Raw genomic sequence first — 12,353 nt, 5'->3', positions numbered from 1 at the left:
GTCACACCGCCCTCATCAGCAGGGTCGCGGCGATCAGGATCGCCGTCCCCCCGAACATCGAGACCGCGTAGCTGCGGGCGTAGCCGTTCTGCAGCTTGCGCAGCCGGCCCGAGAGCCCGCCGACCGAGGCGGCCGTCCCGTTGACCACGCCGTCGACCAGGCTGTGGTCGACGTACACGAGCGAGCGGGTCAGGTGCTCCCCGCCGCGCACGAGAACGACGTGGTTGAAGTCGTCCTGGTACAGGTCCCGGCGGGCCGCCCTGGTGGCGAAGGAGCCGCGCGGGGCGGTCACCGGGACGGGCCGGCGGCCGTACATCGCCCAGGCGATGGCGACGCCGACGACGAGGGCCACCATCGTGGCCGCCGTCACCGTGAGGGCGCTGACGGGCGAGTTGCCGTGCGAGTACCCGGTGACGGGCTCCAGCCAGTCCACGAAGCGGTCGCCGATCACGAAGAAGGCGCCGGCGAAGACCGAGCCGAAGGCCAGCACGATCATCGGGAAGGTCATGGACTTCGGGGACTCGTGCGGGTGGGGCAGCTCTCCGGCGTGGTGCCCGGCGGCGGGCTCGACGCCCGGCTCCGCGTCCGCGGCGGGGGCGGGCTGCCAGCGCTTCTCGCCGAAGAAGGTCATGATCATGACGCGGGTCATGTAGAAGGCGGTGATGGCCGCGCCCAGCAGGGCGGTGGCGCCGAGGATCCAGCCCTCGGTGCCGCCCTTCGCGAAGGCCGCCTCGATGATCTTGTCCTTGGAGAAGAAGCCCGACAGGCCGGGGAAGCCGATGATGGCGAGGTAGCCGAGGCCGAAGGTGACGAAGGTGATCGGCATGTAGGTGCGCAGGCCGCCGTACTTGCGCATGTCCACCTCGTCGTTCATCCCGTGCATGACGGAACCCGCGCCGAGGAAGAGGCCGGCCTTGAAGAAGCCGTGCGTCACCAGGTGCATGATGGCGAAGGCGTAGCCGATCGGGCCCAGGCCCGCGGCCAGGACCATGTAGCCGATCTGCGACATCGTCGACCCGGCGAGGGCCTTCTTGATGTCGTCCTTCGCGCAACCGACGATCGCACCGAAGAGCAGTGTGACCGCGCCGACGACGGCGACCACCAGCTGGGCGTCGGGCGCCCCGTTGAAGACGGCGCCGGAGCGGACGATCAGGTACACGCCCGCCGTCACCATGGTCGCCGCGTGGATCAGGGCCGAGACCGGGGTCGGGCCCTCCATCGCGTCACCGAGCCAGGACTGCAGCGGCACCTGCGCCGACTTGCCGCAGGCCGCCAGCAGGAGCATCAGGCCGATCGCCGTCAGCATGCCCTCGGAGGCCTTGCCGGTGTTCGCGAAGACCGGCCCGAAGGCGAAGGTCCCGAAGGTGGTGAACATCAGCATGATGGCGATCGACAGGCCCATGTCCCCGACCCGGTTGACCAGGAAGGCCTTCTTCGCGGCGGTGGCCGCGCTGGGCTTGTGCTGCCAGAACCCGATCAGGAGGTACGAGGCGAGGCCGACGCCCTCCCAGCCGAAGTACAGCAGCAGGTAGTTGTCGGCGAGGACGAGCAGCAGCATCGCCGCGAGGAACAGGTTGAGGTAGCCGAAGAAGCGCCGGCGGCGCTCGTCGTGCTCCATGTACCCGATCGAGTACACGTGGATGAGCGTGCCCACCCCGGAGATCAGCAGGACGAAGGTCATCGACAGCTGGTCGAGCCGGAAGGCCATGTCCGCCTGGAAGCCCTCCACCGGCACCCAGGTGTACAGGAACTGGTGGAGCGTGCGGTCGTCGGCACCGCGGCCCAGCATGTCGACGAAGAGGACCACGGCGATGACGAAGGCGACCGCGGCGAACAGGGTCCCCAGCCAGTGGCCGGCCTTGTCCAGGCGCCGGCCGCCGCAGAGCAGCACCGCCGCTCCGAACAGGGGCGCCGCCACCAGCAGCGCAATCAGATTCTCCACTGTGAAGGCCCCTTACAGCTTCATCAGGCTGGCGTCGTCGACCGAGGCCGAGTGGCGGGTACGGAACAGCGACACGATGATCGCGAGGCCCACCACGACCTCCGCGGCGGCGACGACCATCGTGAAGAAGGCGATGATCTGGCCGTCGAGGTTGCCGTGCATCCGGGAGAAGGCCACGAACGCGAGGTTGCAGGCGTTGAGCATCAGCTCGATGCACATGAACAGCACGATCGCGTTCCGCCGGATGAGCACGCCGACCGCGCCGATGGTGAACAACAGGGCGGCCAGGTACAGGTAGTTGACCGGATTCACTTCGAGGCCTCCTCACGGGAGTCGCGGCCCAGGCGCTCCGCGGAGCGCTGCTCCAGCGCCTTGAGGTCGTCCAGGGCCTGGCCGGACACGTCGCGGATCTGGCCGCGGGCGCGCAGCGTCTTGCTGACGGTCAGATCGGACGGGGAGCCGTCCGGGAGCAGGCCGGCGACGTCCACGGCGTTGTGCCGGGCGTAGACGCCGGGGGCCGGCAGCGGCGGGACCTGGACGCCCTCGCGCACGCGCCGCTCGGAGAGCTCGCGCTGGGTGGCGGCCTGCTCGGTGCGCTCGCGGTGGGTGAGGACCATCGCGCCGACGGCCGCCGTGATCAGCAGGGCGCCGGTGATCTCGAAGGCGAAGATGTACCGGGTGAAGATCAGCTGGGCCAGGCCCTCGACGTGCCCCGCGGAGTTGACCCGGCCGAGGCCGTTGAAGTGGGTCAGCCCGGCGTTGGCGAGGCCGGCGATCAGCAGGATGCCGAAGCCGAGCCCGCACAGGGCGGCCATCCAGCGCTGCCCCTTGATGGTCTCCTTCAGCGAGTCCGCCGCCGTGACGCCGACGAGCATGACCACGAAGAGGAACAGCATCATGATGGCGCCGGTGTAGACGATGACCTGGACCACGCCCAGGAAGTACGCCCCGTTGGCGAGGTAGAAGACCGCCAGGACGATCATCGTCCCGGCCAGGCACAGGGCGCTGTGCACGGCCTTCCTCATCAGGATGGTGCACAGCGCGCCGACGACGGCGACGGCGGCGAGCACCCAGAACTGGATGGCCTCGCCCGTCGACGTCGTGGTGGCGGAGGCCGCGGTGGTCAGGAGGGCGCTCATCGGCCGGCCGCCTTCTCGGAAGCGGGCCCGGAAGCGGCGGACTCCTGCGGGACCTCGCCCTTGGAGACCGCCACCTGCCGCTCGGTCCCGGGCGCCGCGCCCGTCACCAGACCCCGGTAGTAGTCCTGCTCGTCCATGCCCGGGAAGATCGAGTGCGGGCTGTCGACCATGCCCTCGGTCAGCCCGGCGAGGAGCTGCTCCTTGGTGTAGATCAGCGACTCGCGGCTGGCGTCGGCCAGTTCGAACTCGTTCGTCATGGTCAGCGCCCGGGTCGGGCACGCCTCGATGCAGAGCCCGCACAGGATGCAGCGGGCGTAGTTGATCTGGTAGACCCGCCCGTACCGCTCGCCCGGGGAGTAGCGCTCCTCGTCGGTGTTGTCCGCGCCCTCCACGTAGATCGCGTCGGCGGGACAGGCCCAGGCGCACAGCTCGCACCCGATGCACTTCTCCAGGCCGTCGGGGTGCCGGTTGAGCTGGTGCCGTCCGTGGAACCGCGGGGCGGTGGTCTTCTCCTGCTCCGGGTACTGCTCGGTGAGGCGCTTCTTGAACATGGCCTTGAAGGTCACGCCGAAGCCGGCCACCGGGTTCTGCCACTTTTCGGACTTCTCGTCAGACACGTCTCAACCCTCCTCTCGGTCACTGTCGGTGTGCGTCCCGCCGCTGGCGATCAGCTCCCGCTCTCCGCGGGGCCGCCTGCGCGGTACGGGTGCCAGGTGCTGGCCGGGCTTGGGCGGTACGGGGAACCCGCCCGCCATCGGGTCGAAGGGCTCGGCGGCCGCGGCCTTCCCGGCCCGTTCCGCCGCCGTCTTCTCCCGCTTGTCGCGGAAGTGGTCGGCGACGGAGGTCAGCAGCAGGATCGCCACCACGGCCCCGCCGACGTAGAGCACGATCTCCGAGAAGTCGTAGCGCTCGTTGCGCAGCGCCCGGACGGTGGCGACCAGCATCAGCCAGACCACGGAGACCGGGATCAGCACCTTCCAGCCGAGCTTCATCAGCTGGTCGTAGCGCACGCGCGGCAGCGTGCCGCGCAGCCAGATGAAGAAGAACAGCAGCAGCTGCACCTTGATGACGAACCAGAGCATCGGCCACCAGCCGTGGTTCGCGCCCTCCCAGTACGTGGAGATCGGCGCCGGGGCCCGCCAGCCGCCCAGGAAGAGGGTGACGGAGACGGCCGAGACGGTGACCATGTTGACGTACTCGGCCAGCATGAACAGCGCGAACTTGATGGAGGAGTACTCGGTGTTGAAGCCGCCGACCAGGTCGCCCTCGGACTCCGGCATGTCGAAGGGGGCGCGGTTGGTCTCGCCGACCATCGTGATCACGTAGATGATGAAGGACACCGGCAGCAGCAGGACGTACCAGCGGTCCGCCTGCGCCTCCACGATGGCCGAGGTCGACATCGACCCGGAGTAGAGGAAGACGGAGGCGAAGGCCGCGCCCATCGCGATCTCGTAGGAGATCATCTGCGCGCAGGAGCGCAGGCCGCCGAGCAGCGGGTAGGTGGAACCGGAGGACCAGCCCGCCAGGACGATGCCGTAGATGCCGACGGAGGCCACGGCCAGGACGTACAGCATCGCGATGGGCAGGTCGGTCAGCTGCATCGTGGTGCGCTGGCCGAAGATGGAGACCTCGTCGTCGGCCGGTCCGAACGGGATCACCGCGATGGCCATGAACGCCGGGATCGCCGCGATGATCGGCGCCAGGACGTAGACCACCTTGTCGGCCCGCTTGACGACCACGTCCTCCTTCAGCATCAGCTTCACGCCGTCGGCGAGCGACTGGAGCATGCCCCAGGGGCCGTGCCGGTTGGGGCCGATGCGCAGCTGCATCCAGGCGACGACCTTGCGCTCCCACACGATGGAGAACAGCACGGTCACCATCAGGAAGGCGAAGCAGAACACCGCCTTCAGCAGGACGAGCCACCAGACGTCCTTGCCGAACAGGCTCAGGTCCTCGGCGGCGAGGACGTGCGGCTGGTGCGCCGCGATGTGGGCGAGGCCGGTCATGCTCGCACCTCCTTGGCGGGGGCGGCCGGGGCCGGCGCCGGTCCGATGCGGACGAGGGTGCCGGGCAGTGCGCCGGTGTCGGCGGGGACGCCGGCGCCGGTGGAGTTCAGGGGGAGCCACACGACACGGTCGGGCATCTCGGTGATCCGCAGCGGGAGTTCCACCGAGCCGGCCGGGCCGGTGACGGCGAGGAGGTCGCCGTCCTTGACGCCGGTCTCGGCGGCCGTGGAGGCCGAGAGGCGGGCCGCGGCCTCGTGCCGGGTCCCGGCCAGGGCCTCGTCGCCCTCCTGGAGCCGGCCGAGGTCCAGCAGCAGGCGGTGCCCGGCGAGGAGGGCCTCGCCCGCGCCGGGCCGGGGCAGCGGCACCGGGTCGGTGGACCGCTCGGGGGCCAGGTCGCCCTCCCAGGGGCCGAGCCGCTCCAGCTCCCGCCGGACGGCGTGCACGTCGGGCAGCGCGATCGGCCGGTCGGCGGCGTCGGCCAGCATGTGCAGCACGCGGGCGTCGGCCGGGGCGAGCCGGCGGGTCATCTGGTCGGGCTTGAGGGCGGCCTCGAACGGCCGGACCCGGCCCTCCCAGTTGATGAACGTGCCCGCCTTCTCCGCGACGGCGGCGACCGGCAGGACCACGTCCGCGTGGTCGGTGACCTCGCCGGGCCGCAGCTCCAGGGAGACCACGAAGGCCTCCTCCAGCGCGGTGCGGGCCCGCCGCGGGTCGGGCAGGTCGCCGACCTCGACGCCCGCGACCAGCAGCGCGGACAGCTCGCGGGTCGCGGCGGCCTCGACGATCTGGCCGGTGTCGCGGCCGTAGCGGTGCGGCAGCGCGTCCAGCCCCCAGGCGGCGGCGACCTCGTCGCGGGCCCGCGGGTCGGTGGCGGGGCGGCCGCCGGGGAGCAGCGACGGCAGGGCGCCCGCCTCGACCGCGGCCCGCTCCCCGGCCCGGCGCGGGATCCACACCAGCCGGGCCCCGGTCGCGGTGGCCGCCCGTACGGCGGCGGTCAGCGCGCCGGGCACCCCGGCGAGCCGCTCGCCGACGACGAGGACCGCGCCGGGCCGGCGCAGTGCCTCGGCGGCCTCGGCGCCGCCGGCCTCCAGGCCGGTGCGGGTGGCCAGGGCGTCCAGCCATTCGGGTTCGGTGCCGGGGGCGGCGGCCAGCAGGGTGCCGCCGGCCTTGGTGAGGCCCCGTGTGGCGAAGGGCGCCAGCGCGTACGTCTTCTGGCCGCGCTTGCGGTGGGCCTTGCGCAGCCGCAGGAAGACCCCGGGGGCCTCCTCCTCGGCCTCGATGCCCGCCAGCAGCACGGCCGGGGCCGCTTCCAGGGAGGCGTAGGTGACGCCCGTGCCGTCGAGGTCCTTGCCGGTCCCCGCGACGGAGGCGGCCAGGAACTCGGTCTCCTCCGCGCTGTGGACGCGGGCCCGGAAGTCGATGTCGTTGGTGTCGAGCACCACCCGGGCGAACTTGGCGTAGGCGTAGGCGTCCTCGACGGTCAGCCGGCCGCCGGTCAGGACCCCGGCGCGGCCGCGCGCGGCGGTGAGCCCGGCGGCCGCGGCCTCCAGGGCCTCGGGCCAGCTCGCGGGGGCGAGGACCCCGTCCGCCCCGCGCACGAGCGGGGTGGTCAGCCGGTCCGGGCGCTGCGCGTACCGGAACGCGAAGCGGCCCTTGTCGCAGATCCACTCCTCGTTGACCTCGGGGTCCTCGGCGGCGAGGCGGCGCATCACCTTCCCGCGCCGGTGGTCCGTACGGGTCGCGCAGCCGCCCGCGCAGTGCTCGCACACGCTCGGGGAGGAGACGAGGTCGAAGGGGCGGGAGCGGAACCGGTAGGCGGCCGAGGTGAGGGCGCCGACGGGGCAGATCTGGATGGTGTTGCCGGAGAAGTACGACTCGAACGGGTCGCCCTCGCCGGTGCCGACCTGCTGGAGCGCGCCGCGCTCGAGCAGCTCGATCATCGGGTCGCCGGCGACCTGGTTGGAGAAGCGGGTGCAGCGCGCGCACAGCACGCACCGCTCGCGGTCCAGCAGCACCTGGGTGGAGATCGCGACGGGCTTCTCGTACGTGCGCTTGCGCCCCTCGAACCGGGACTCGGCGTTGCCGTGCGACATCGCCTGGTTCTGGAGCGGGCACTCGCCGCCCTTGTCGCAGACGGGGCAGTCCAGCGGGTGGTTGATGAGCAGCAGCTCCATCACCCCGCGCTGGGCCTTGTCGGCGGCCTCGGAGGTCAGCTGGGTGCGGACGACCATCCCGTCGGTGCAGGTGATGGTGCAGGAGGCCATCGGCTTGCGCTGGCCCTCGACCTCGACGATGCACTGGCGGCAGGCGCCGGCCGGGTCGAGGAGGGGGTGGTCGCAGAACCGGGGGATCTCGATGCCGAGCTGTTCGGCGGCCCTGATGACCAGGGTCCCCTTGGGTACGGACAGTTCGGCGCCGTCGATGGTCAGGGTGACCGTGTTCTCGGCGTCCGGTACCGGCTTCGCCGCCTCGCCGCCGCCCGCCGGGGCGTTCGTGCTGACGGTCATGCGTTCACCTCGGAGTTCAGGGAAGGACCGTCAGCCCAGAGGGTCGACTTCCTGGGGTCGAAGGGGCAGCCCTTTCCGGTGATGTGCTGCTCGTACTCCGCGCGGAAGTACTTCAGCGAGGAGAAGATCGGGCTGGCGGCGCCGTCGCCGAGCGCGCAGAAGGACTTGCCGTTGATGTTGTCGGCGATGTCGTTCAGCTTGTCGAGGTCGGACAGGACGCCCTTGCCGGCCTCGATGTCCCGCAGCAGCTGCACCAGCCAGTACGTGCCCTCGCGGCAGGGGGTGCACTTGCCGCAGGACTCGTGGGCGTAGAACTCGGTCCAGCGGGTGACGGCGCGGACCACGCAGGTCGTCTCGTCGAAGCACTGGAGCGCCTTGGTGCCGAGCATCGAGCCGGCGGCGCCGACGCCCTCGTAGTCGAGCGGGACGTCGAGGTGCTCGTCGGTGAACATGGGGGTGGAGGAGCCGCCGGGGGTCCAGAACTTCAGCCGGTGCCCGGGGCGCATGCCGCCGCTCATGTCGAGGAGCTGGCGCAGGGTGATGCCGAGGGGGGCCTCGTACTGGCCGGGGCCGGCGACGTGCCCGGAGAGGGAGTAGAGGGTGAAGCCGGGGGACTTCTCCGTCCCCATCGCCTTGAACCAGTCCTTGCCCCTGCCGAGGATCGCGGGAACCGAGGCGATGGACTCGACGTTGTTGACGACAGTGGGGCACGCGTAGAGCCCCTCGACCGCGGGGAAGGGGGGACGCAGCCGGGGCTGACCGCGCCGGCCTTCGAGGGAGTCGAGCAGTGCCGTCTCCTCGCCGCAGATGTACGCGCCCGCTCCCGCGTGCACGGTGATGTCGAGGTTGCGCCCGCTGCCGTCGATGTCCTGGCCGAGGTATCCGGCCGCGTACGCCTCGCGCACCGCCTCGTGCAGGCGCCGCAGCACCGGCACGGTCTCGCCGCGCAGGTAGATGAAGGCGTGCTCCGAGCGGATCGCGTAGCAGGCGATGATCATTCCCTCGATGAGGGAGTGGGGGTTGGCGAACAGGAGGGGGATGTCCTTGCAGGTTCCCGGTTCCGACTCGTCCGCGTTCACGACGAGGTAGTGCGGCTTGCCGTCGCCCTGCGGGATGAACTGCCACTTCATCCCGGTGGGGAAGCCCGCGCCGCCGCGTCCGCGCAGACCGGAGTCCTTGACGTAGGCGATCACCTCGTCCGGGGTCATCGCGAGTGCCTTGCGCAGGCCCTCGTAGCCCTCGTGGCGCCGGTAGGTCTCCAGCGTCCACGACTCGGGCTCGTCCCAGAACGCCGACAGGACGGGGGAGAGCAGCTTCTCCGGACTCGTACCTCCCCCGGCCTCCGGCTGGGAGGTACCCCCGTGACTTTCCTTGGACGACACGGACATCACTCCCCTCCCTCGCCGCCGGTCTCGGTCCGCGGGCGCACGATCGGCGCGTGCGGGGATTCGCCGCGGGCGATGCGCAGGCCGATCAGGGACGCGGGGCCCGCTCCGCCGCTCGCCGCGACCGCGCCCTCGCGCTCGTCGGGGAAGCCCGCCAGGATCCGGGCGGTCTCCTTGTACGTGCACAGCGGCGCGCCCCGGGTCGGCTCGACGGGGCGTCCGGCGCGCAGGTCGTCCACGAGCGCCTTGGCGGACTCGGGGGTCTGGTTGTCGAAGAACTCCCAGTTGACCATCACCACGGGGGCGTAGTCGCAGGCCGCGTTGCACTCGATGTGCTCCAGCGTGACCTTGCCGTCGGGGGTGGTCTCGTTGTTGCCGACCCCGAGGTGCTGCTTGAGCTCGTCGAAGATGGCGTCGCCGCCCATCACCGCGCACAGGGTGTTCGTGCAGACGCCGACCTGGTAGTCACCGCTGGGCCCGCGCCGGTACATCGTGTAGAAGGTGGCGACCGCGGTGACCTCCGCGGTGGTCAGCCCGAGGACCTCGGCGCAGAAGCGGATGCCGGTGCGGGAGACGTGGCCCTCCTCGGACTGCGTCAGGTGCAGCAGCGGCAGCAGCGCGGAGCGGCTGTCGGGGTAGCGGGCGATCACCTCCTGTGCGTCCGCTTCCAGCCGGGCGCGCACCTCGGCGGGGAAGTCGGGGGCGGGCAGCTGCGGCATCCCGAGGCTGACGCCCGTATTCACTGCATCGGCCGTCATCGGTCGACGCCTCCCATCACGGGGTCGATGGAGGCGACGGCGACGATGACGTCGGCGACCTGGCCGCCCTCGCACATCGCCGCCATGGCCTGAAGGTTGGTGAAGGACGGGTCGCGGAAGTGGACCCGGTAGGGGCGGGTGCCGCCGTCGGAGACCACGTGGACGCCGAGTTCGCCCTTGGGGGACTCGACGGCCGCGTAGGCCTGCCCGGCGGGGACCCGGAAGCCCTCGGTCACCAGCTTGAAGTGGTGGATGAGGGCCTCCATGGAGGTGCCCATGATGTTCTTGATGTGGTCGAGGGAGTTGCCGAGGCCGTCGGGGCCCATCGCGAGCTGCGCCGGCCAGGCGATCTTCTTGTCGGCGACCATCACCGGGCCCGGCTCCAGCCGGTCCAGGCACTGCTCGACGATCCGCAGCGACTGGCGCATCTCCTCCAGGCGGATCAGGAACCGCCCGTAGGAGTCGCAGCTCTCGGTGGTGGGGACGTCGAACTCGTAGGTGTCGTACCCGCAGTAGGGGTCGGTCTTGCGCAGGTCGTGCGGCAGGCCGGCCGAGCGCAGGATCGGTCCTGTGGCACCGAGGGCCATGCAGCCGGCGAGGTCGAGGTAGCCGACGTCCTGCATGCGGGCCTTGAAGATCGGGTTGCCGGTGGCGAGCTTGTCGTACTCCGGCAGGTTCTTCTTCATCGTCCTGACGAACTCGCGCAGCTGGTCGACCGCGCCCGGGGGCAGGTCCTGGGCGAGGCCGCCGGGGCGGACGAAGGCGTGGTTCATGCGCAGGCCGGTGATCAGCTCGAAGACGTCGAGGATCAGCTCGCGGTCCCGGAACCCGTAGATCATGATCGTGGTCGCGCCGAGCTCCATGCCGCCGGTGGCGATGCACACCAGGTGGGAGGAGAGCCGGTTGAGCTCCATCAGCAGGACGCGGATGACGGTGGCGCGGTCCGGGATCTGGTCGGTGATGCCGAGGAGCTTCTCGACGCCGAGGCAGTAGGCCGTCTCGTTGAAGAAGGGCGTCAGGTAGTCCATGCGCGTCACGAAGGTGGTGCCCTGCGTCCAGTTCCGGAATTCGAGGTTCTTCTCGATGCCGGTGTGCAGGTAGCCGATGCCGCAGCGGGCCTCGGTGACCGTCTCGCCGTCGATCTCCAGGATCAGGCGGAGCACCCCGTGGGTGGAGGGGTGCTGCGGGCCCATGTTGACGACGATGCGCTCGTCGTCCGCCTTGGCGGCCGACTGGACGATCTCGTCCCAGTCGCCGCCGGTGACGGTGTAGACGGTGCCCTCGGTGGTCTCGCGGGAGGCCGCGTGGTCGGCGGCGTTGGGGGTGTTCGACATCAGCTGTACGACCTCCGCTGGTCGGGAGCCGGGATCTGGGCGCCCTTGTACTCGACGGGGATGCCGCCGAGCGGGTAGTCCTTGCGCTGCGGGAAGCCCTGCCAGTCGTCCGGCATCATGATCCGCGTGAGCGCCGGGTGGCCGTCGAAGACCAGGCCGAAGAAGTCGTAGGCCTCGCGCTCGTGCCAGTCGTTGGTCGGGTAGACCGTGACGAGCGAGGGGACGTGCGGGTCGCCGTCGGGCACCGACACCTCCAGCCGGACGATCCGGCCGTGGGTGAGGGAGCGCAGGTGGTAGACGGCGTGCAGCTCGCGCCCCTTGTCGTCGGGGAAGTGCACGCCCGCGACCCCGGTGCACAGCTCGAAGCGCAGCGCCGGGTCGTCGCGCAGCGTCGAGGCCACCCGCACCAGGTGCTCGCGGGCGATGTGCAGGGTCATCTCGCCGCGGTCGACGACGACCTTCTCGATCGCGTTCTCCGGGAGCAGGTCCTGCTCCTCCAGGGCGCCTTCGAGTTCGTCGGCGACCTCGTCGAAGTACGACCCGTACGGGCGGGAGCTCGCGCCGGGCAGGGCCACGGTGCGGACGAGGCCGCCGTAGCCGCTGGTGTCGCCGCCGTTCCTGGCGCCGAACATGCCCTTGCGGACGCCGATCACCTCGGGCCCGGGGGCGGCCGCCCGGGGGGCGGGGACGTTGTTGCCGTTGCCGTTCTCCACGGCGGGTTCGTCGCTCACCGCAGGAGCCCCTTCATCTCGATGGTGGGGAGGGCCTTGAGGGCCGCCTCCTCCGCCTCGCGCGCCGCCTCTTCCCGGTTCACGCCGAGCTTGGAGCCCTGGATCTTCTGGTGGAGCTTGAGGATCGCGTCCATGAGCATCTCGGGGCGGGGCGGGCAGCCGGGGAGGTAGATGTCCACCGGGACGATGTGGTCGACGCCCTGGACGATCGCGTAGTTGTTGAACATGCCGCCCGAGGAGGCGCAGACCCCCATGGAGATGACCCACTTGGGGGCGGGCATCTGGTCGTACACCTGCCGCAGCACCGGCGCCATCTTCTGGCTGACCCGGCCGGCGACGATCATCAGGTCGGCCTGGCGCGGGGAGCCGCGGAAGACCTCCATGCCGAAGCGGGCGAGGTCGTAGCGGCCGGCGCCGGTGGTCATCATCTCGATGGCGCAGCACGCGAGGCCGAAGGTGGCGGGGAAGACGGATGCCTTGCGCACCCAGCCCGCGGCCTGTTCGACGGTGGTCAGCAGGAAGCCGCTCGGCAGCTTCTCTTCCAGTCCCAT

General features: G+C 70.9%; 11 protein-coding genes. All 11 read right to left on the bottom strand.

The window, feature by feature from the left end; all coding sequences use genetic code 11:
- Position 1 precedes the first annotated feature (1 nt).
- Genes nuoL through AB0469_RS35655 form a run of 11 tightly spaced genes read right to left on the bottom strand, consistent with a single transcriptional unit; the run spans position 2 to position 12,353 of the window.
- Complete coding sequence (nuoL, locus tag AB0469_RS35705; RefSeq protein ID WP_366455689.1) at positions 2-1,942, bottom strand: NADH-quinone oxidoreductase subunit L; 1,941 nt, start codon at positions 1,940-1,942, stop codon at positions 2-4.
- Positions 1,943-1,954: 12 nt separating this feature from the next.
- Complete coding sequence (gene nuoK, locus AB0469_RS35700; protein WP_042815878.1) at positions 1,955-2,254, bottom strand: NADH-quinone oxidoreductase subunit NuoK; 300 nt, start codon at positions 2,252-2,254, stop codon at positions 1,955-1,957.
- Complete coding sequence (locus AB0469_RS35695; protein WP_366455688.1) at positions 2,251-3,081, bottom strand: NADH-quinone oxidoreductase subunit J; 831 nt, start codon at positions 3,079-3,081, stop codon at positions 2,251-2,253. The genes nuoK and AB0469_RS35695 overlap by 4 nt, the downstream gene beginning before the upstream one ends.
- Positions 3,078-3,698, bottom strand: coding sequence for an NADH-quinone oxidoreductase subunit NuoI (gene nuoI, locus AB0469_RS35690; protein ID WP_366455687.1), 621 nt, complete (start codon positions 3,696-3,698; stop codon positions 3,078-3,080). Before nuoI ends, AB0469_RS35695 begins: the two co-directional genes overlap by 4 nt.
- Positions 3,699-3,701: 3 nt before the next feature.
- A complete protein-coding gene (gene nuoH, locus AB0469_RS35685; protein ID WP_366455686.1) occupies positions 3,702-5,087 on the bottom strand; it encodes an NADH-quinone oxidoreductase subunit NuoH in 1,386 nt (461 codons plus the stop codon).
- On the bottom strand, positions 5,084-7,594 hold the full coding sequence (locus AB0469_RS35680; protein WP_366455685.1) for an NADH-quinone oxidoreductase subunit G: 2,511 nt from the start codon (positions 7,592-7,594) through the stop codon (positions 5,084-5,086). Before AB0469_RS35680 ends, nuoH begins: the two co-directional genes overlap by 4 nt.
- A complete protein-coding gene (nuoF, locus tag AB0469_RS35675; RefSeq protein WP_366455684.1) occupies positions 7,591-8,982 on the bottom strand; it encodes an NADH-quinone oxidoreductase subunit NuoF in 1,392 nt (463 codons plus the stop codon). Before nuoF ends, AB0469_RS35680 begins: the two co-directional genes overlap by 4 nt.
- Entirely contained in the window at positions 8,982-9,737 is a 756-nt protein-coding gene (gene nuoE / locus AB0469_RS35670; protein WP_366455683.1) for an NADH-quinone oxidoreductase subunit NuoE, read from the bottom strand. Before nuoE ends, nuoF begins: the two co-directional genes overlap by 1 nt.
- Complete coding sequence (locus tag AB0469_RS35665) at positions 9,734-11,071, bottom strand: NADH-quinone oxidoreductase subunit D (RefSeq protein ID WP_366455682.1); 1,338 nt, start codon at positions 11,069-11,071, stop codon at positions 9,734-9,736. Before AB0469_RS35665 ends, nuoE begins: the two co-directional genes overlap by 4 nt.
- The gene (locus AB0469_RS35660) at positions 11,071-11,802 is read right to left on the bottom strand and encodes an NADH-quinone oxidoreductase subunit C (protein ID WP_366455681.1); all 732 of its coding nucleotides are present in this window, start codon (positions 11,800-11,802) and stop codon (positions 11,071-11,073) included. The genes AB0469_RS35665 and AB0469_RS35660 overlap by 1 nt, the downstream gene beginning before the upstream one ends.
- A complete protein-coding gene (locus AB0469_RS35655; RefSeq protein WP_045946776.1) occupies positions 11,799-12,353 on the bottom strand; it encodes an NADH-quinone oxidoreductase subunit B family protein in 555 nt (184 codons plus the stop codon). The genes AB0469_RS35660 and AB0469_RS35655 overlap by 4 nt, the downstream gene beginning before the upstream one ends.

This window comes from Streptomyces sp. NPDC093801, from assembly GCF_040701585.1.
Classification (GTDB): domain Bacteria; phylum Actinomycetota; class Actinomycetes; order Streptomycetales; family Streptomycetaceae; genus Streptomyces.
Note: the sequence above shows the minus strand (reverse complement) of the source record. Positions and strands in the feature narration are given on the sequence as shown.

Bases quoted from the DNA above. Each gene is read 5' to 3' on its own strand.
- nuoE (WP_366455683.1), bottom strand. From the start codon at position 9,737: ATGACGGCCGATGCAGTGAATACGGGCGTCAGCCTCGGGATGCCGCAG.
- AB0469_RS35680 (WP_366455685.1), bottom strand. From the start codon at position 7,594: ATGACCGTCAGCACGAACGCCCCGGCGGGCGGCGGCGAGGCGGCGAAG.
- nuoF (WP_366455684.1), bottom strand. From the start codon at position 8,982: ATGTCCGTGTCGTCCAAGGAAAGTCACGGGGGTACCTCCCAGCCGGAG.
- nuoH (WP_366455686.1), bottom strand. From the start codon at position 5,087: ATGACCGGCCTCGCCCACATCGCGGCGCACCAGCCGCACGTCCTCGCC.
- AB0469_RS35655 (WP_045946776.1), bottom strand. From the start codon at position 12,353: ATGGGACTGGAAGAGAAGCTGCCGAGCGGCTTCCTGCTGACCACCGTC.
- AB0469_RS35695 (WP_366455688.1), bottom strand. From the start codon at position 3,081: ATGAGCGCCCTCCTGACCACCGCGGCCTCCGCCACCACGACGTCGACG.
- AB0469_RS35665 (WP_366455682.1), bottom strand. From the start codon at position 11,071: ATGTCGAACACCCCCAACGCCGCCGACCACGCGGCCTCCCGCGAGACC.